Source organism: Mesobacillus sp. LC4, assembly GCF_053543455.1.
Genome location: NZ_JBGCUB010000001.1, coordinates 941874 through 960005, shown reverse-complemented (window position 1 = coordinate 960005; position 18132 = coordinate 941874). Strand labels below are relative to the sequence as shown.

19 protein-coding genes are annotated in these 18132 nt (G+C 40.1%); 10 read left to right on the top strand and 9 right to left on the bottom strand.

Going from position 1 to position 18132, the window contains the following annotated elements; genetic code table 11:
* Positions 1-271 precede the first annotated feature (271 nt).
* Together AB5I83_RS04995 and AB5I83_RS04990 are read left to right on the top strand one after the other, a co-directional pair.
* Positions 272-1576 carry a MerR family transcriptional regulator gene (locus AB5I83_RS04995; RefSeq protein WP_448973291.1) on the top strand — a complete coding sequence of 435 codons (1305 nt, stop codon included), beginning with the start codon at positions 272-274 and terminating at the stop codon, positions 1574-1576.
* A 119-nt stretch (positions 1577-1695) separates the two neighbouring features.
* Positions 1696-2589 carry a glycerophosphodiester phosphodiesterase gene (locus AB5I83_RS04990; protein WP_448973922.1) on the top strand — a complete coding sequence of 298 codons (894 nt, stop codon included), beginning with the start codon at positions 1696-1698 and terminating at the stop codon, positions 2587-2589.
* Between the two features lie 64 nt (positions 2590-2653).
* On the opposite strand, the gene AB5I83_RS04985 is transcribed toward AB5I83_RS04990, so the two are convergent.
* Positions 2654-3274: a pyridoxamine 5'-phosphate oxidase family protein gene (locus tag AB5I83_RS04985; protein ID WP_448973289.1), complete on the bottom strand. Its 621-nt coding sequence runs from the start codon at positions 3272-3274 to the stop codon at positions 2654-2656.
* A 137-nt stretch (positions 3275-3411) separates the two neighbouring features.
* Here AB5I83_RS04985 and AB5I83_RS04980 point away from each other — a divergent pair, with 137 nt between their 5' ends.
* Both AB5I83_RS04980 and AB5I83_RS04975 read left to right on the top strand, forming a co-directional pair.
* Positions 3412-4494: an AbrB family transcriptional regulator gene (locus AB5I83_RS04980; RefSeq protein ID WP_448973287.1), complete on the top strand. Its 1083-nt coding sequence runs from the start codon at positions 3412-3414 to the stop codon at positions 4492-4494.
* 55 nt (positions 4495-4549) lie between these two features.
* Entirely contained in the window at positions 4550-4915 is a 366-nt protein-coding gene (locus AB5I83_RS04975; protein ID WP_448973285.1) for a hypothetical protein, read from the top strand.
* A gap of 331 nt (positions 4916-5246) precedes the next feature.
* On the opposite strand, the gene AB5I83_RS04970 is transcribed toward AB5I83_RS04975, so the two are convergent.
* Positions 5247-6254, bottom strand: coding sequence for a DUF3231 family protein (locus AB5I83_RS04970; RefSeq protein WP_448973283.1), 1008 nt, complete (start codon positions 6252-6254; stop codon positions 5247-5249).
* A gap of 184 nt (positions 6255-6438) precedes the next feature.
* Between AB5I83_RS04970 and AB5I83_RS04965 the strand changes: the two genes are divergently transcribed.
* Both AB5I83_RS04965 and AB5I83_RS04960 read left to right on the top strand, forming a co-directional pair.
* Positions 6439-7980 (top strand): GGDEF domain-containing protein, encoded by a 1542-nt coding sequence (locus tag AB5I83_RS04965; protein ID WP_448973281.1) that lies wholly within the window; start codon positions 6439-6441, stop codon positions 7978-7980.
* Positions 7973-8461 carry a hypothetical protein gene (locus tag AB5I83_RS04960; protein ID WP_448973279.1) on the top strand — a complete coding sequence of 163 codons (489 nt, stop codon included), beginning with the start codon at positions 7973-7975 and terminating at the stop codon, positions 8459-8461. Before AB5I83_RS04965 ends, AB5I83_RS04960 begins: the two co-directional genes overlap by 8 nt.
* A 112-nt stretch (positions 8462-8573) precedes the next feature.
* Here AB5I83_RS04960 and AB5I83_RS04955 read toward each other — a convergent pair whose 3' ends face one another.
* The gene (locus tag AB5I83_RS04955; RefSeq protein WP_448973277.1) at positions 8574-9620 is read right to left on the bottom strand and encodes an ATP synthase beta subunit C-terminal domain-containing protein; all 1047 of its coding nucleotides are present in this window, start codon (positions 9618-9620) and stop codon (positions 8574-8576) included.
* Between the two features lie 206 nt (positions 9621-9826).
* Between AB5I83_RS04955 and AB5I83_RS04950 the strand changes: the two genes are divergently transcribed.
* Positions 9827-10021: a CsbD family protein gene (locus AB5I83_RS04950; RefSeq protein ID WP_226641853.1), complete on the top strand. Its 195-nt coding sequence runs from the start codon at positions 9827-9829 to the stop codon at positions 10019-10021.
* Between the two features lie 52 nt (positions 10022-10073).
* On the opposite strand, the gene pssA is transcribed toward AB5I83_RS04950, so the two are convergent.
* Positions 10074-10769, bottom strand: a complete 696-nt coding sequence (gene pssA, locus AB5I83_RS04945; RefSeq protein WP_102262929.1) for a CDP-diacylglycerol--serine O-phosphatidyltransferase — start codon at positions 10767-10769, stop codon at positions 10074-10076.
* A 257-nt stretch (positions 10770-11026) separates the two neighbouring features.
* Here pssA and AB5I83_RS04940 point away from each other — a divergent pair, with 257 nt between their 5' ends.
* Positions 11027-11497 (top strand): DUF2062 domain-containing protein, encoded by a 471-nt coding sequence (locus tag AB5I83_RS04940; protein ID WP_448973274.1) that lies wholly within the window; start codon positions 11027-11029, stop codon positions 11495-11497.
* Positions 11498-11551: 54 nt separating this feature from the next.
* Here the strand turns inward: AB5I83_RS04940 and AB5I83_RS04935 are convergent, their stop codons facing one another.
* The 3 genes from AB5I83_RS04935 to AB5I83_RS04925 all read right to left on the bottom strand — a co-directional run bounded on the left by AB5I83_RS04935 (position 11552) and on the right by AB5I83_RS04925 (position 14679).
* Positions 11552-13234: a glycoside hydrolase family 13 protein gene (locus tag AB5I83_RS04935; protein ID WP_448973272.1), complete on the bottom strand. Its 1683-nt coding sequence runs from the start codon at positions 13232-13234 to the stop codon at positions 11552-11554.
* 141 nt (positions 13235-13375) lie between these two features.
* A complete protein-coding gene (locus tag AB5I83_RS04930) occupies positions 13376-14392 on the bottom strand; it encodes a LacI family DNA-binding transcriptional regulator (protein ID WP_448973270.1) in 1017 nt (338 codons plus the stop codon).
* Positions 14393-14517: 125 nt separating this feature from the next.
* The gene (locus tag AB5I83_RS04925) at positions 14518-14679 is read right to left on the bottom strand and encodes a hypothetical protein (protein WP_448973268.1); all 162 of its coding nucleotides are present in this window, start codon (positions 14677-14679) and stop codon (positions 14518-14520) included.
* 123 nt (positions 14680-14802) lie between these two features.
* On the opposite strand from AB5I83_RS04925, the gene AB5I83_RS04920 reads away from it, so the two are divergent.
* Positions 14803-15351 carry a histidine phosphatase family protein gene (locus AB5I83_RS04920; RefSeq protein WP_448973266.1) on the top strand — a complete coding sequence of 183 codons (549 nt, stop codon included), beginning with the start codon at positions 14803-14805 and terminating at the stop codon, positions 15349-15351.
* A gap of 17 nt (positions 15352-15368) precedes the next feature.
* Here AB5I83_RS04920 and AB5I83_RS04915 read toward each other — a convergent pair whose 3' ends face one another.
* Entirely contained in the window at positions 15369-15926 is a 558-nt protein-coding gene (locus AB5I83_RS04915; RefSeq protein WP_448973264.1) for a GNAT family N-acetyltransferase, read from the bottom strand.
* 126 nt (positions 15927-16052) lie between these two features.
* Between AB5I83_RS04915 and AB5I83_RS04910 the strand changes: the two genes are divergently transcribed.
* Positions 16053-16172 carry a DUF4023 domain-containing protein gene (locus AB5I83_RS04910; protein WP_167830912.1) on the top strand — a complete coding sequence of 40 codons (120 nt, stop codon included), beginning with the start codon at positions 16053-16055 and terminating at the stop codon, positions 16170-16172.
* 82 nt (positions 16173-16254) lie between these two features.
* On the opposite strand, the gene AB5I83_RS04905 is transcribed toward AB5I83_RS04910, so the two are convergent.
* Positions 16255-17808 (bottom strand): DEAD/DEAH box helicase, encoded by a 1554-nt coding sequence (locus tag AB5I83_RS04905; protein ID WP_448973262.1) that lies wholly within the window; start codon positions 17806-17808, stop codon positions 16255-16257.
* Between the last annotated feature and the right edge of the window lie 324 nt (positions 17809-18132).

Below are 18132 nucleotides of genomic sequence, written 5' to 3'. Positions count from 1 at the left end.
TTCCTTTACCGACAATCTTTTTGTTCCTCTTAAATCCCCCTTAGCCTGAATATCAGCCTACATGACTATTGTAAATCAAAAAGAGAAAATCATCACCACAAATGATAACTTCATGAAAGAATGTTTGCAAACACTGTATGATTTCAGATAGTTATGCTGAAACAACACTACTTTTGAGAGGTTTTGTCACCATGCAGGAAAACAGGAATGGTCTTGCTGAATTGTAATAGGACATCGATATTTTCATAAACCAAAACAGAAAGGAATGTACATGATGACTGACACTCAATTCATGAAGGCATACACAATCAAAGAGGTGTCCAAGAAAATAAATGTTCCATCTGGCACCATTAGACAATGGGAGAAGGATCTTGCCGGTTTGCTGGTTATCCCAAGAACGAAACAAGGTGCAAGATTTTATACGGATATTGAAATAGACCAATTGATGAAAATAAAACAAATGCGCGATAAGAATCTTAGCAAAGAAATGATTCGGGAGCTTTTGCAGAGACATATGGGTACTGATGTCGTGTCAGAACAAACTCCAAATGGAAACAACCTTGCTGTAAAGACGAATATGCCATCCGCACCCCAGCCAGACAGTACGAATGAATATGCCGCTTTTATGATGGCAATGGAACAATATAAGGAATCACTGCTTGAAGAGGTCAAGGCAGAGATCAGAAATGGCATTCGAAAAGAAGTTCTGGAAGATGTAAAAAAAGAAATTTCAAAAGGGACTTTTACCACAGTAAAAACCCTTTCTGATTCAATTTATAAAACAGGCGAAAAGACCAATGAACATATTATCGATCTCTCTCAAACAGTAACCAAAAGCTCACAGGAAAGTTCCGAACGTCTTGGAACCATCTCAACAGAGCTTACGAATGTTTCGAAAGGGACTTCCGAAATCAGCACGAATCTTGCGAAGGTTTCAAAAGGTACAACAGAAATGTTTGGCAAGCTAACGGACCGTGTAACGAAGGCTTCGCAAGGCACCACTGAAAAAATAGCCCAGCTATCTGAAAATATCCAGAATAGCTCCAAGGGGACAACTGATAAAATCACCAAGCTGACTGAAAGTGTTGCGAAGGTTTCAAAAGGTACTTCCGAAAAAATAAATGCCCTATCCGGAAGCATTTCGAATGTTTCGAAGGGTACTTCCGAACGGATAGCATCATTAACCTCTAATTTGACTAAAACATCGAAAGGAACAAATGAAAAAATCATTAAGCTGGAAACTTCTGTGGATAAGCTATCTTCCGGTACAAACAAGGAATTATCCCTATTGGCAAAAAGATTGAACGAGACCACTGAGACGGTTTCCGAGGAATTTAAAATACTTGCTGATTATGTTTCCAATAGCCGTGAGACAACCAATCAAGAGCTCTCCAATTTAAATCAGGTCATCAATCAGGAACGAGATTATCTTGTACAAACTCTTCAGTCTGAACGAGAGGAGTTCCGCCGTGAGATCAGGACGCGAGATGAGATGTTCAAAAATATGGTTGATAGCTTCAGGGAAACAGCAGCTTCTAAACAATCCAAACGCAACTGGTGGAAGGTTTGGAAGTAGTTTTCATGTTTCTGACTTATAACTTGCAAAGATGTAAATAATATTCTCACTTACGTACCCGCTGTTATAAAATCTCCATAATGCAATGCATCGAATACTCTTAGGAGGGAACATTGGAGATGGTTGGATATTTTCGCTGGATGGCAATCGCAGCTATGATCATTTACCTATCAGGAACAACATCAGATACTATTTTAGCGAAAACCTCCTCGGATAACGGGCAAGTCAAGGCATTCAACATTTCTCACCGAGGTGCTTCAGGCTATGTTCCTGAACATACATTTCTCGCATACGAACTTGGGAATAGCATGAATGGCGATTACATTGAAATCGACCTTCAAATGACAAAGGATGGAGAATTGATTGCGCTGCATGACGAAAGCATAGACCGGACCACTGACAAAAAGGGACTAGTCAAAAATCTTACACTTAAGGAAATAAAGAAACTGGATGCAGGTTCTTGGTTTAATGAAGCCTACCCTGAAAAAAAGAATGCCGATTATACGGGGCTCCAGATTCCTACCCTGCGTGAAGTGCTTACTGAATTCGGTTCTAGTTCAAAGTTTTTCATTGAAACCAAATCACCTGAAGTCTATCCTGGAATGGAAGAAAAGCTACTCGATATTCTGAATGAATACAATCTTACCGGTGCCCAGCCATTCGGAAATGTTATTGTTCAATCTTTCAGTGCTGAAAGCTTAAGAAAAATACATCAAATGGATGAATCGATTCCATTGGTCCAACTGTTGTCTTACTATGCCCCAGCGGTCATTACTGATCAGGAAGTAAGCAAAATCAAAGAATACGCAATTGGCGTCGGATTGCATTACACAGCCGTCAGCCCAGGCTACATCCAAAAAGTAACTAGTTCTGGTCTGATGATTTTCCCTTATACGGTCAATGAAAAGGATGATATGAAAATGCTTCTGGAATGGGGAGTTACGGGAATGTTTACTAATTACCCCGACCGACTGGACGAAGTAATCCAAGAGGAATCACTTGAGCACTCGTAAATGTTTGCATGAATGATTAAAAAGCTGCCAATTGGCAGCTTTTTAATTTGGGAATAACACGCCATCAATAAAGTCTATTTTTATATCCATCTTCCAATCTTTGCTGGATCTCATCTTCTGACCCTTTAGGCATTTTTGAGTGTGCTGCCAGTATCTCTGCACCTTTTGGCAGTGTTGATGAGTCTCCCCAGGTTCCAGGATTCCATAAACCTGACCGTTTCAATGCTTTTCCGCATTGTATATAGCATTCCTCTACTTCCACTACGATGCCAAGCAGAGGCTCCTTCCCACCGGCTTTCATCCTACCCAGCAGTTCTGGGTCACGTGTCAATCTGGCCTTTCCGTTGACTCTCAATGTCTCCAGCATCCCAGGAATTAGAAACAACAGCCCTACTCTGCCGTTTGATAAGATATTTTTCAGAGAATCCATTCTTTTATTCCCTGGCCGCTCAGGAATCACTATCCGGTTATGGTCGAGAACAAGGACAAAGCCTGCGGCATCACCCCTTGGAGAGGCATCTGTGTACCCATTTTCGTCTGAGGTGGATAAGACTAAAAATGGCGAGTGAGAGATGTAATTGGAGCAATGTTCATCCACCAAGGAAATTACCTTACATTTTGCCAACTCACTTGGCTCACCAAATAAAGTTCTCAATTCTTCAAAGCTATTGATATCGTGACCCATAAAATCATCTCCCGGAGCAATTTATAATCTCTACAATAATGAAACTTGTCCTATGTTACTTTTAACAAATACATACATTATGCTAGGATTGTCTTACCAAAATTGGTGGAGTGACAAAATCACTAGAAGGTGCAGATTTGAAAAATAACTTACGCGCAAAATCATTCATATTTTCTTTCTTGATCGCTTTAGCTGGCGGCCTGATATTTTCATCCCTCTCAATCCCTGTTTCCTGGCTCCTTGGACCAATGTCGGCAATTTTGATTGCTGATCGTTTTAAAGGATTAACCTTACACTGGCCAAGGGCTTTTAGGGATTCAGCATTGGTCCTGATTGGATATTCAATCGGTCTTTCCTTTACACGTTCATCAGTAGAGAATATCATAGTAAACCTTCCAACCATGTTGATGATGACGGTGATTCTGGTAAGTTCTGCTGCCTTGATTTCTAAAGTGATATCAAAATTGACTAAAGTTGATTATCCTACTGTGTTGACCGGCAGTATCCCAGGCGGGCTGTCACAAATGATCATTTTTGCAGAAGAAATGAAGGGCATCGATATTACAACGGTTACCTTCCTTCAGGTCTCCAGATTATTAATGATTGTTTTTGTCGTCCCTTTTATCATATTCGGCCCTGTGCTTAACATCAGCCATTCGGCGAATAATGGATTGGAAGGCGCAAACCAGTTTGTTTCAGAACCAATTAATTCTTTCTCATTTATTTTAGTATGTATCCTTGGAGTGATAATCGCTAAAAAGCTGCGGCTGCCTACTCCATTTTTACTCGGGCCAATATTAGGAACAGCCATTTTGTCTTATGCTGGATTTACTGGCCCATCCCTGCCGTCATCGGTAATGGATGCTTCACAGCTGATGATTGGCGGCTATATAGGCCTGCTTTTAAAACCTCAGAAATTAGAGAGGAAATCATTAACCATCACACTCGCATTGTTGAGTGGTTTCTTGCTTGTGATGGAATCACTTTTATTAAGTTTCTTCTTATCAGACGCTTTGAGCATCAATATAGTTACAAGCTTTCTCAGCCTGGCGCCAGGCGGAATGGATCAGATGGGCATCATTGCACATGAAGTCAATGCGGATTTATCCATAGTATCAGGTTTCCAGCTTTTTAGGTTATTCTTTATCTACTTTGCAGTCCCCCCGATTTTAAGATGGTATTTCGAAAGTAAAATAAACAATAAAATGGATTCACTATAATCTTCCGGGGTATATTACTAACATCATGGAAAATGCTTAGTTGGAGGAAATGAAATTGAACATATCTTTTAATAATTTGCTCGATAAAGCAAAGATAGGTTTGAATCAGGCATTCGGCCACGCCAAAGAAACTCTTTATTCCATCACAAGTGCATCCTCAGCAACTGTCCAGCAAATAGCCGACTATGTCAGGAATCATCCTGATACAAGAATCACAACTAAACAATACCTGGGTGTTACCATTTCATTTTATGAACTAAGTAAGGGTGAGATGAGATACTATTTAGAGACAAACAAAGGAAAAATTTTGCAGCTCGACGTCCATTCTCATAATCATTCAGTCATAGCGTACCGTTCCTATCGGGATCAATTATCGGTAAATACCCCGGTGAAATTCCCTGATTTACAAAATGCCAAATAGAAAGTATTGCCACTGGCTTCTGACTATTTCTGCTGGCAAAAGATTTTACAGTGGCGAAAAAATAAGCGGAGTAATTCTGCTTAAATTGGAACCGCCCCTTATTTAATGGAAATAAGGGGCATTTTTTCGTTTATTTAATCCAAATCGCTGGATTTTGTATTCGGAATAACTCCCTTTATTTCCGCTTCAAAAGCTTCATCTATATACAATAGACGGAAATTCTCCGCTTAGGAATTTTGATACCTTTATGCAAATCAACAATGAATGATTACATAACCATAAATCAAGGGTGTACCATGTGTATTCAAAACACGGGACACCCTTCTTCAATTTATTTCAACCCGGACAGCTGGTCCCGATCATCAGCCATTGGAGGCTCCTCAAGCCAGGAATTTTTAATCATGATATTAGCACCGTCCTCCGCATACAAAGCTATTTCGGGAATGAGGGAAGCATATTTCAACCCTATATCCTTACGCGGACTTGCGGCCATGGCAGCTCCGTAGTTACCAATCCCTGCGGCAATCATCGCCGAAATATGGAATAAGATCAGCTTGTCCGAAAAAACCTGCGTGGTACTGTCTGTTACGGCAGCATCCCAAAACATTGGAGCAGGGATATCATTTTTCTTCAGGATATCACTGAATAAGTCGACATGTTTTTGAGCAATTTTCTTCCCTCTCTGTAAATACTCTTTAACCTCTTTATCCTGTGCAACTTGCATAAATCCCATGATTAGAGCTTTCCCAATTTGATTTGTTTGTATATTCAAAAATAAATGAGTGATTTCTACCGAGGTAAGTACACGTCTCCTGCTTTTGATACCTGACAGGAACTTTTGTTTCTCAACAAAGTCAACCTTGTCTGGCACTGATATGAAAGGAGGCCGAATATAAGTCCCTTGTTCCAGCATTAACTCTCTCGTCAAATCCTGCAGCCCGACTGCGGATTTCAGCACACTTTTATGAAATGAGATCACATCAGGGCGAGTTACCAGGCCAATTGCCGCACTATTTGCTGCCATTCCCAGAATGGACATATGTCTTAGATACATCATGACAAATGTATCTGAGAAAATTCGGGGTGCGTGGATATTCACATCTTTCTTTGTGAAACCAACGGGACAGGGAAAATCTTCACGATCAAACATCTCCTTTAATAGAGATATGTTTTTTTGTGAAGCTCCGGTCGCATATTCAACGATTTCTTTTATTTTATTGTCGTCTATGTTGTTCATAAAATAACTTAATACACAGATTGAAATTGTATCATTAATATACTGCGTCCACATACTGGACATTTCTGCCGAAGTAAGGCGTATTCTAGTCTTGTCCTCCATCTACACACCCCAGTTTCCTGATGATATCATTATCTTCCCATAATCGGCCCGATTTTATTTAGGGGTGTTTTTGATTTTCCTTTTTGTGTAATAAAAAGCAACACTATTTAGTCTCAATACTAATAAAAACTGCCTATCAATTTTTGAGAAAAATAGTAAAATAGATGTAGGATTCAAATTAGGAGTGAGCAAGCTGGAGGCTATCATTTTATTAATCATTGCTGCTGTTGGGTTATCCCTGACAGCAAATTTAATCAGATTTCATGTAAGCGCTTTTCTGAATCAATTGATCTTCTCTGTTGCATCATTGATCCTTGTCGAGCTTTCTATATTTTTCTATGGAAGCAATCATTTACATTGGAGTATTCTGTTGTTTATCATTACAGCTGGGTATTCCTTTAAATTAATTGGTGGTATTGTTGCAGCCATTTTCAGCCTATTTCTTGTTTATTTACAGACAGAAGGGACCAATTTGGCACTTCTGCCTGTATATTTGCTGATTGGATCTTGTGCAGGCTATTTATCACAATATTTACTGAATAAGAAAAAAAATCACCATCGCTGGCTGAACATGCTTATGGAACAATCAAAACATCTACAAGTCTTTCGTGAAGTAAGTACAACAATGCAGCGCACTCTGCAGCAGGATTTGCTTTTGAAGGTAATCTTGACATCAGTTACCGCTGGTCATGGACTAGGTTTTAACAGAGCAATGATTTTCCTTGCTTCCAATGAGTCAAAGTCGCTAAAAGGGATAGTGGGCGTAGGCCCAATGGATGTGAAGAGAGGTTATGAAGTTTGGGAAAAGATTTCTGAAAACAGGCTTAAACTCAGCGAATTAATCGAACATAATTTTGACAGCAATTTCACCGATCCGGAATTGAATGCTCTTTTGCGTTCATTGGAAATCCCGATTGATGAACATAATGTCTTTGGATTAGCATTATCAAGCCAAAAACCAGTCATTGTCAAAGGCATCGAGAAAGATGATTCTTCACAAATCTTAATTTTTGAGTTGTTCCAAACCGAGGAGTTTGCGGTTATTCCGCTAATTAACCAAGGAAAGAATATTGGAATCCTGCTCATTGATAATATTGTAAATAAAAAACCCATTACATTGATGGATACAGAGAATATCCTACCTTTGGCTAACCAGGCGGCGATTGCACTTGATCACGCCAATCTCTATGAGCAAATTGAGGAAATGGCTTTACGGGATGGTTTGACAGGCCTTCTAAACCAACGGGCATTCCAGAACATTCTTAATGAACACTTTCCTTTTGAAGGAAGCAGAGCTGCTCCCCTTTCGCTTATCATATTTGATATTGACTTCTTTAAGGTGTTCAATGATAAAAATGGCCATCTGCTTGGAAATGAAGTATTAATGAAGTTGGCGAGAGTTATCGTGGAGTCTTTAAGACCAGGAGATTATTCCTTCCGTTTTGGCGGAGAAGAATTTGTTGTTCTTCTGCCTGGTACCAATCTGGAACAAGCAGAAATAGCAGCCGAAACAATTCGGTTAAATGTTGAAAAGACAAGCTTCCCCGGTGAAAAAACACAGCCAAATGGCACTTTAACTGTAAGTGTCGGAACAGCTTGTACAGATCATATGAACATAAACAGTAAAAATGAGTTAATAGAAGCTGCCGACCAGGCCCTTTACAAAGCTAAAAACGCAGGCAAAAATACTGTAATTTCTTTTAAGGAGTTCGTTAGCATTGATTGAACTGGCATTGATTCTCGCTGCCCTTTTCTTTTTCCTGGCTTCCGCTTTGACTAGTAGGCCAATGTACATCCTTTCGCAGAAGTATTATTCCAAACGAGTTACCAATCATTATGGGTTCAGGGTTTCAGACCTTCATTATTCCTATGATCAAATGGTCTACTTTATTTCCCTGCCCACTACTTTACCTTATATCAGGGATGCATTGAAGGAAGACTTGATTATTGAACAAGATTATTCATCTTATTTCTTCCCTCTTCTGAAAGGGATTAAAATCTCATTAAAACAAAATGGCGAGAAATTGTTCCTTGCCTACCTGCCTATTGGCAATTTTCGTTTGCCTCATCTTGATAAATTGCAGCAAGAAGGCACAATTGATGAACAAACCTATTTACGAATAAGTACAACTAAGCTGCTCCATCGCGACACCCTGCAGGAAGTGCGCGAAGAAGTTTACAAACAGCTCCAGGTGGGTCGTTACTAATTATGAAATATCGCTTCACCCCAAGAAGTCAGGTTTTAGTTGCACCTGACTTTTTGAGGTTTTTAACGACAAAGAATAGAACAAAGTGCCTCATCGACGCTGGGCCAATGTGTTACTTTATATTTCCTATAAAATTAAGTTCCTCTGCATTCGCTATACTTGAAGGATTATCAAGAATTTTTTTAACATCCGATAATGTGTCCTGGAGCTTTACATCCTCACCCTTTTTCCCAGTGAATGCTTCAGCTACATAGAAAGGCTGAGTCAGATAGGCCTCCAACTTTTCCCCCTGTTGATAGATTTGCGACTCGGAGGCTGGAAGTCGTTCGAGTCCATGGACATTGACGATTGCCCGCAACTCTCTATACCTGCGTAAAAGCTTTTGCGCTCTTTGTTGAATACTATGGTGAACAGGATCTAAATAGGACCCCTCTAAGATGGAGGATGTGGAGTAGATTGGATTGATAGCTGGGTATTTATGGCGCGCGGCAAGATCAGCATCAAATTGCCACAAAGTATCTAGCGGGCCATAAGGGAGGTCTTCATCGACAGCCTCACCCTTTAAGTCTATCAAGAAAGTCGTTACACTGCTGACTCCTTTGTTATCGAAGGATTCCTGCAAAGAGAACATCTCCCCTGAAATGACATACGAACGATCGGCTGTAAGAGCATAATCCTTATCCACACCTTCTATTTGCATGATTTTCTCTGTCTCTTCGATATTTTTTGTGACAAAATCGACGTCTTGGAGAACATCCTCAAGCTCTGGATAATCCCCTTTCGGTTTAATTAGAACAGTCACAAATCCTTCTCTTTTCAAACGATGTAACATTTCGGCCAGTACCACTAATTGCCCCATTCCAGGACGGGCAACGAGCCCAACAGTTCCTCCTTTAGAAATTGGTGCAAACAAGTCCAAGGTTTTAATGCCTGTTTGAATCATTTCCACATTCTCCCCTCTTAAAATCAACTCATCCAAACTGCAGCCAGCAAGTTCTGCGAGAGCGACAATTGTCCGCACTTCTGCCCTGCCGACCGGTATTTTACCTGTAGATAAATTTGAAACAGTAGCCGGTCTCAATCCAACAGACTTAGCTGCTGAGGTCAGATTTGGGACTTTTTTTCTAAGTAACGCAACATTCAGTCTAATATTATCCACTTCTTTCCACCTCCTTACTTTGAATAGTAATTTATATTACTTTAAAAAGCAAATTAAATTGCCTCTTAAAGTAAAAAATATCTTCCTAAGCTTGTTTTGACCATCTTATAATTGATGACAGTCATATCAAACCCTATACCTTCAGAGTTTGTGTTGATTGATTCAGGGTATATAAAAATATATTCAATTAAAGGAGGCCATAAATCATGAATGACAAACAAACAAAAGGCGCATTTGACCAGGTTAAAGGTGAAGCTAAAAAGCAATTCGGGAAGCTTACCGACAATGAATCAATGGAAGCTGAAGGCCGCCTTGATAAAGGTAAAGGAAAACTAAAAGAAACAGCCGGAGATTTGAAAGAAGATGTATCTCGTTCATTTAACGACTCTTCCAGAGATTAATAACTCCTTATGTAAAAAGCCTTTGCTATGACAGCAAAGGCTTTTTTATATGCTAATCAATATTATTTTTATTTTTTCCCTTCACAAAACGATAGGCCAAATACGCTACATACAACGGTGTGGCAATATAAATCAAGTACGGGAACTGGCTGTATGTGCCTTTCCAGATCACAAACAGCAATGAACCAAGAAATATTGTCACGATTGTTCCATACTTCGGAAGTGGCACTTCTTTAAAGCTTGGAATCCTGATCCTGCTAACCATCAGGAAGCTGAGCGCCGTAAAAACAACCGTAGTGACGATGTTGGGAATCAAGTCTCCAAATAATGTGAGGATGGCCATGATTCCGCCCGCTGCTGTTATAGGTACGCCAATAAAGTAATTAAGCGATGATTTATCTGTACTGATATTGAACCTTGCCAGGCGATAAGCGCCAAATAACGGGAAAAGCCCCGCTACCATCAAGCCCCACAATCCAAATTGATAAAAGTATGTATAATAAACGAGAAAAGAAGGTGCTACACCGAAGGTAACAATATCCGCAAGGGAATCAAGCTCCTTCCCGAGCTGGCTGTCTGCTTTCAACATCCTTGCCAGTCTTCCGTCCATACTGTCCAGCATCATACCGATCAAAATTAATATGGCTGCATTATTAAATTGGCCATTAGCCGCAAATCCGATTGATAGAAAACCACAATACAGATTCCCAAGTGTAAACATATTGGGTATCATTTTTGTAAACCGCATTAGTTGTCATCACTCTCCGAAAACTTTTTCTTATTTTGCCTATGCCTATTTTTACCCCAGCCACCACATAATCATGTTTATTTTATTAAAGAATAGCCGAAAATATAGTTTAACTATATCATTTTTTCTTCTTCTGAATAGAGGTAAGCAAAAAATTCCTAACCAAAATCGTAGAATCCATCACTTTGGAATAAATATGTCAAAAAGGCTATTCAAATGATTCATCAAATTGTATACTAATTTGGGGTTGGTGAATTATGATCAATAAAAATTTGCGCAGGTTAAAATTCCTTCTTATAAAATTATTGAGAATCAAAGAGAATGCACATAATGTGTCTTTAGGATTTACTCTTGGATTTTTAATCCACTTTATCCCATCCTTCGGCATGGGGCCAGTACTTTCGACTGTAAGTGCAAAGCTCTTTAAAGGAAATCCGGTAGCTGGTTTCATTAGTGGTGTCGCACTCATCTGGCTTTTCCCATTCTTATTTTATTTGAATGTAGTTGTTGGTGAAACCCTGTTTCCTTATGGGATCTTCCCTTCTGCAGCGGGTATGCCGTCTCATGGTTTAGACGCCGGAATCCATTTAGGGGCTGTCTTTTTCATGGGTATGATCATCAATATCATACTTTTCGGTATGTTCGTTTACTATCTCATTTATACCATCATGAGAAAATATCGTCTAAACTTCCTTGATTTAGTAAAGAAATGGGAAGTAAAAAAATAAGAATTAAATTAAATTTATATAAAAAAGGCTGCATTCGCAGCCTTTTTTCGTTGTTTAATCCTCAATCAGGTATACAATTGCTTCGTACGGCCTTAATGAAACTTCAGCACCATATCCTTCGCTTGCTTCGTAATTCGAAATCAGAATCTCACTTTTCTTTCCTTGTAATTCCAAAGGAACTCCGAAGGCCTGCTCTTCATCACTGAAATTCAAAAGAACAAGTAGCTTTTGAGACTCGAACGTTCTTGTATACACATAGATCTTCTCATCATCAGGAACCAGGATGTCGTATCTGCCATGGACAATTACCGGTTGCTCTTTTCTAAGCTGGATTAGCTTCCGATAATAGTGGTAGATGGACTTTTCATCAGCGACTGCCTGATTCGCATTGATTTCTTTATAGTTTGGATTTACCTGGATCCATGGGGTGCCTGTCGTAAATCCTCCGTGTTCGCTTTCATCCCATTGGAAAGGTGTACGGGCATTGTCCCGTCCTTTTACATAGATGGACTCCATTACCTTTTTAGGATCTTCCCCATTTTGTTTCACTTTTTCGTCATACATATTCAGTGTCTCAATATCCTTGTATTCATCAATGGAATCGAAACGGACATTTGTCATCCCGATTTCTTCGCCCTGATAAATATATGGTGTTCCTTTTAACATATGGAGGAATGTAGCCAGCATTTTGGCTGACTCTACCCGGTAGTGCTGATCATTACCGAATCTCGAAACCATACGCGGCTGATCGTGATTGTTCAGATAAAGGCTGTTCCAACCAATATCCTCAAGACCGGTTTGCCATTTTGTAAAATTATTCTTTAGATCCGTTAGCTTCAGCGGCTTCAGGTCCCATTTTCCCCCTGGGCCAGAATCCAGGTCCACATGCTCGAATTGGAAAACCATATTCACTTCATTTCTGGATTCATCAGTGTACAGCTTTCCCTGCTCAACATTCACTCCAGGCATTTCACCTACAGTCATCACGTTATAATCAGCAAGAGCTTCTCTATGCATTTCCTGAAGGAAGTCATGTATTTTCGGTCCATTCATAAAGTATTTGCTGCCAGAAACGTAGTTTTTCCCATCAGGATTTGGCGCATCAGGAAGGCCATCTACTTTTGAAATGAAATTGATGACATCCATCCTGAATCCATCAATGCCTTTGTCCAGCCAGAATTTCATCATATCGTAAACTTCACGACGAAGTTTTGGGTTTTCCCAGTTCAAATCAGGTTGTTTTTTACTAAAGATATGCAAGAAATACTCATCTGTATTTTCATCGTACTGCCAGGCAGATCCACTAAATGTAGATTGCCAGTTATTTGGTTCCTTTCCATCTTTCCCAGGTCTCCAAATATAATAGTCCCGATATGGATTATCTTTAGACTTTCTGGACTCTACAAACCATTGGTGTTCATCCGAGCTATGGTTGACAACCAGGTCCATGATCAGCTTCATTCCTCTGTCATGCATCTCTTGTAATAAAAGCTCCCAGTCTGCCATCGTTCCGAAATCATCCATGATTTCTCGATAGTCACTGATATCATATCCATTGTCATCATTAGGAGATTGATATACTGGTGAAAGCCAGATAACATCTACTCCCAATTCTTTTAGATAGTCAAGTTTCGATATAATGCCAGGGATATCTCCTATGCCGTCTCCATTGGAATCCATAAAGCTTCTAGGGTAAATCTGATAAATGACTGATTCCTTCCACCAATGCTTTTTCATTAAAACCACTCCCAAATAATTTGTTTTATAAAGGCTATCTCTGTAAAATTATCGCAGTCAGAATTTCATTCCAAATAATAGATGGATGACTTAATAATGCAACAATCCATACGCGATTTCAGCACAGTAAACGTTTACGTATTACATAGGTTTTACTTTAGTTACGCTTTCCCGCTCAATCACAGAGTGAGGCATGATTCGGCTTTCAACCCTTTTTCTGCCCTGATCCATCATCGAAAAAAGCATCTCTGCGGCAACCATACCCATTTCTTCCAGAGGCTGAGCTACGCTAGTAAGGGGCGGTATCGCCATTTCAGCGATCGGCAGGTTATCATAGCCGATAATAGAAAGTTGATCCGGTATTTTAACACCAAGTTTATATGCAGCAGATATTGCGCCCAGGGCCAAGGCATCGCTGGCAGCGAAAATCGCGGTCAAATCGGGGGACTGCTCAAGGAGTTTTGGCAGACCTGTAAAACCATCTTTAAACGAAAAACCTTGTGAATGAATGATCCTTTTCTCGTTTACCGGAAGTCCACTTTGTGCCAACGCTTGCTTATAGCCATCTATTCTCGGTTGGCCGGCTATGAGATCATCTTTGTTTCCGCTCAACATCCCAATTTTACAATGCCCCATTTTCACTAAATAATCAGTAGCGGTGAAGGCTGCGTGCTTGTCATCGACCTTCACGAAAGGCAAAGAATATTGATAGGATTCAGTCGAGATAAGGACAACTGGTATTTTCATCGAGTCAAGAGTTTTGTAATACTCCTCCGTGATCCTTTCACTGACAAACAGGATCCCGTCTACCCTTTTTTCGGACAAAAGCTGTAAATATTTCATGGTCCTGTGTCCATGTGATGCCGTATTGCAGACAATTACGCTCGAACCTAGACGGTGAGCTGCTTCTTCCACGCCCCGCAAGATCTTTGAAGAAAACTGACTCGACACTTCAGGAAATAAAATCCCAACAGTGTTGGATTTTTTACTGATTAATCCGCGGGCGATTGCGTTTGGCTGATACTCAAGCTCTTTGATCGCTTGAAGGACTTTTTCTTCAGTTGCTTTTGAATAGCCGCTCTGTCCATTCAGGACCCTTGATACAGTAGCAATCGAGACATTTGCATGTTTTGCTACATCTTTAATTGTATAACTCATTTCCAATCAAACCCTTTACGTAAACGTTTACGTTTCACACTCAATAATAGTATGCTTTTAATTTATTATCAACCCGGTTTCTTTAAAACGAAAAAACTTGAAGGCAAAAAACCTTCAAGTTCACGTTATTTATTACCTTGATGATCTTCCTTTATTTTTGCAGGCATTGGACGTACATCGTTTGTGATTCCTGTTAGTATTTCACGGTCAAACTTACTGGGGTCCTCCCCCATTCCTGGCAAAGTGTTAGCCATGGGCAGCTGTTCGAGTTCTTTTCCTCTTGGCAATGTAGACACCTCCTGCTTTTAAAGTTCCTCAATTTCGCTAGAACTAACACAAATTTTTTTAAAGGTATTTTATAGCTATTTGGTGAATTAAAGTAGGATACTCCATTGGTTAGGATGATGAATATGAAAGTTGGATTATTACGGCATTTTAAAGTGACATTAGGCTATCCAAATAAGCTTGTCACTTCTCAGGAGCTTCTAAATTGGCAAAAGGAGTATAATCAATCCCAAGTCGAGGAAGTTGAAATACATCATCAGGATGAAAAGTGGGTTAAATGTTACTCAAGTGATTTGGAAAGAGCTAAGTTAACAGCATTCAAAGCGTTTGAAGGAGAGATCATTTTTTTGGAGGACTTGCGGGAGATGACACTTTATCCTGTCATTCATACTGAAATTCGTCTTCCTCTCTGGCTTCATGTCACATTCATTCGGATTGCCTGGTTACTGGGACATAAATCACAAAAGGAAAGTAAACAAGAAGTTATCAAGAGAATCAACAGGGTTCTGGATCAAGCATTGGCTCACGGTGAAGACATTCTGATTGTTGGGCACGGAGGAATCATGATGTTCATGAGGAAGGAGTTATTAAAGAGAGGGTTTTCAGGCCCTAAATTTAATAGAGCCGAAAACGCAAGAGTGTATATCTTTAACAAACATGATGACAACAGTTAACTAAACGGCGCTCATTTTTAAACTTCTTCTTTTATGATTGCGTACATTTTCACGTCATAATGGGCGCCTTTAACATAAATGAACTTCCTTAAGATACCTTCAAAAGTCATTCCAGCCTTTTCCATTACACGCTCAGAACCTACATTGGCTACAAGGCTTTTTGCCTGGATCCTGACGAGACCCATTTCTTGCATTCCAAACCTGATCAATTCTTTAGCTGCCTCAGTAGCAATTCCTCTTCCCCAATAGTCCTTGGACAGAGCATAACCAAGTTCCGCAGTCTTATGCTGAGTCTGCCAGGAAACAAAGTCTACTGTACCAATCAGCTTGTTATCCTCTTTATAGTGAATGCCCCATGGAGCAATTTTCCCCTCTGCATAAAGAGTTAAAATCATCTTTAAATAGTCTTCCGTCGCCTCTCTTGTTTCATGTGCTCCCCAGAATACATATTTCGATACTTCAGGGTTGGAGGCATATGTATGTATATCATCAATATCCTCATATCTTATTTTCCTTAAGACCAGACGCTCCGTTTCAAGCACCGGCAAATTTCCGAAAACATCTTTTATTTCCACACCTGTCTCTCCTTACATGGGAATTTATAACTCCTATTTTACCCTATCGGTGTTTATTTACATGAATGATTTGATTCAGTAATGGAAAAAGTAACGACGAATCATTTATAACAGGAGGTATTACGAATGGAGAGTACCAACGAATTTGTTCAGAAACTTCATGATAAACAAAGGAAAGACGAACAGAATAGAAAACGTCAGGGAAAAGAAAACCCGAGTGACAAGCTTCCAAATAAGCAACATTAAACAGAAAAGTTCTAAACTCGGTAAGAAAACTGTATAAAAACAGACCGCAGATAAAATGAGCTGCGGTCTGTTTTTATTTCTGCTACCTGCTTCTGCGGCTGCTTGATCCGCCTCTTCTTGCTGTTCGGCCTCCTGGAGTGCTGGAGTTCTGTCGCTCTCTGCCCTGTCTTTCCCGGGTAGGCCTTTCACCACTACTTCTCCTTGCTTTATCATCACTCATTCTTCTTCCACCTGAACGAGAAGGGCTGGATTGCTGTCCTTCAGGATGGTTTCTAAGTTCACGCCTTGATGAGGACTGCTCCCTCTCTCTTCTGCTTGGACCATCGTATCGAGCTTCGCGTCGATCTTCCGCCCTTCTTCTCGAACCTGGATCTTTACTTATTTTTTCACCCCGATGATCCCTTTCAGGTTTATTATCATCCCGTCTTCTTGATCGAGTATTCTTTCCCTTATAATCACCCGATCTCTGTTTACTTTTTTTTCGGGCACTAACTTCATCCGCTTGGGAATCACTTCTCTTGGCATTCCCCATGTTTTTCTTTTCAATTCTTAAGTTGAGCTCTGTTTCTATTTGGTCCAACAAGGGCCTATCTTTTGGCGAATAAAATGTTAAAGCGAGTCCTTCACTTCCTGCCCTCCCAGTTCGCCCGATTCGGTGGATATAGCTCTCAGTATCCAGAGGGATGTCATAATTAAATACATGCGTTACACCTTCAACATCAAGTCCCCTTGCCGCAACATCTGTTGCGATCAGATACTGAATCTTAGCTTCACGGAACTTTTTCATCACCTGTTCCCTTTTTGCCTGTGAAAGGTCACCATGAAGCTCGTCGCAATTAAAATGGTTCGCTTTCAGAGCGTCATTCAACTTGCTAACCCTTCTTTTCGTTCTGCAAAAAATAACGCCTAAAAATGGCTGATACAATCTAAGAGATTCGATTAGGTCATTCTGTTTTGCCCTGTCAGTTGTACTGATGGCAATTTGTTTGATATTTTCAAGCGGGGCCTGGTTTTTCTCGACCTGGATATATTCTGGTTTGTACATATGTTTTTTTGCTAACCTTTTGATTTCATCCGGCATAGTCGCTGAAAAAAGTAAGGTTTGCCTTGTTTTTGGTGTCTGCTTGATGATTTCTTCGACCTCATTCAGGAAACCGATGTGAAGCATTTGGTCAGCCTCATCCAAGACAAGGAAACTTGCATTGGAGAAATCAACCGTTTCCCTGCGAATATGGTCGAGCAATCTGCCGGGAGTACCGATGACAATATGAATGTTCTTCTTAAGCTTTTTAAGCTGTGATTCAACATCCTGCCCTCCATATACAGCAAGAACATTTATTCCTTCTGTTCCCTCAATCAGTTTTTTGATTTCATGTGTGATCTGTAATGCAAGCTCTCTAGTAGGAGTTACAATCAAGGCCTGTATATAGGATTTGTTAATATCTATTTTCTCCAGTATTGGCAGCACAAAAGCAAAGGTTTTTCCTGTACCTGTCTGGGATTGTGCAATAACATCCTTGCCATCGAGCAACAATGGTATTGCTTTTTCCTGGATGGGTGTTGGGTTGGAAATTCCCTGCTGGTTAAGCGTGTCTGCAAGTAGTTCTGAGATACCTAGTGATCTAAATTGATTCAAATTTAATCCCTGCTTTCTTTATAAGGCCGAATTATACCGACCATCCCTTATCATTATTGCTTTTATTGAAGGAAAATATCAAGCCTGGATTGATTCAGGTACTTAAAGAAGTCTCTTTATCATTCCTAAAGAATTTTCGTTATCGTACACCTATGTGGACGGATTCCTCTTTATAAGGCTATCGTTCGGTCGGTATCGTACCCTTATGCGGACGGATTCCTCTTCATAAGGCTATCGTTCGGTCGGTATTGTATCCTTATGCGGACGGATTCCTCTTCATAAAGCTATCGTTCGACCGTCCGTCCGTCCGTCCGTCCAGCACAT

Coding starts and splice junctions, on each gene's coding strand:
- AB5I83_RS04990 (WP_448973922.1), top strand. CDS start 1,696: ATGGTTGGATATTTTCGCTGGATGGCAATCGCAGCTATGATCATTTAC.
- pssA (WP_102262929.1), bottom strand. CDS start 10,769: ATGCGGTTTACAAAAATGATACCCAATATGTTTACACTTGGGAATCTG.
- AB5I83_RS04985 (WP_448973289.1), bottom strand. CDS start 3,274: ATGGGTCACGATATCAATAGCTTTGAAGAATTGAGAACTTTATTTGGT.
- AB5I83_RS04995 (WP_448973291.1), top strand. CDS start 272: ATGATGACTGACACTCAATTCATGAAGGCATACACAATCAAAGAGGTG.
- AB5I83_RS04935 (WP_448973272.1), bottom strand. CDS start 13,234: ATGAAAAAGCATTGGTGGAAGGAATCAGTCATTTATCAGATTTACCCT.
- AB5I83_RS04920 (WP_448973266.1), top strand. CDS start 14,803: ATGAAAGTTGGATTATTACGGCATTTTAAAGTGACATTAGGCTATCCA.
- AB5I83_RS04950 (WP_226641853.1), top strand. CDS start 9,827: ATGAATGACAAACAAACAAAAGGCGCATTTGACCAGGTTAAAGGTGAA.
- AB5I83_RS04930 (WP_448973270.1), bottom strand. CDS start 14,392: ATGAGTTATACAATTAAAGATGTAGCAAAACATGCAAATGTCTCGATT.
- AB5I83_RS04910 (WP_167830912.1), top strand. CDS start 16,053: ATGGAGAGTACCAACGAATTTGTTCAGAAACTTCATGATAAACAAAGG.
- AB5I83_RS04940 (WP_448973274.1), top strand. CDS start 11,027: ATGATCAATAAAAATTTGCGCAGGTTAAAATTCCTTCTTATAAAATTA.
- AB5I83_RS04970 (WP_448973283.1), bottom strand. CDS start 6,254: ATGGAGGACAAGACTAGAATACGCCTTACTTCGGCAGAAATGTCCAGT.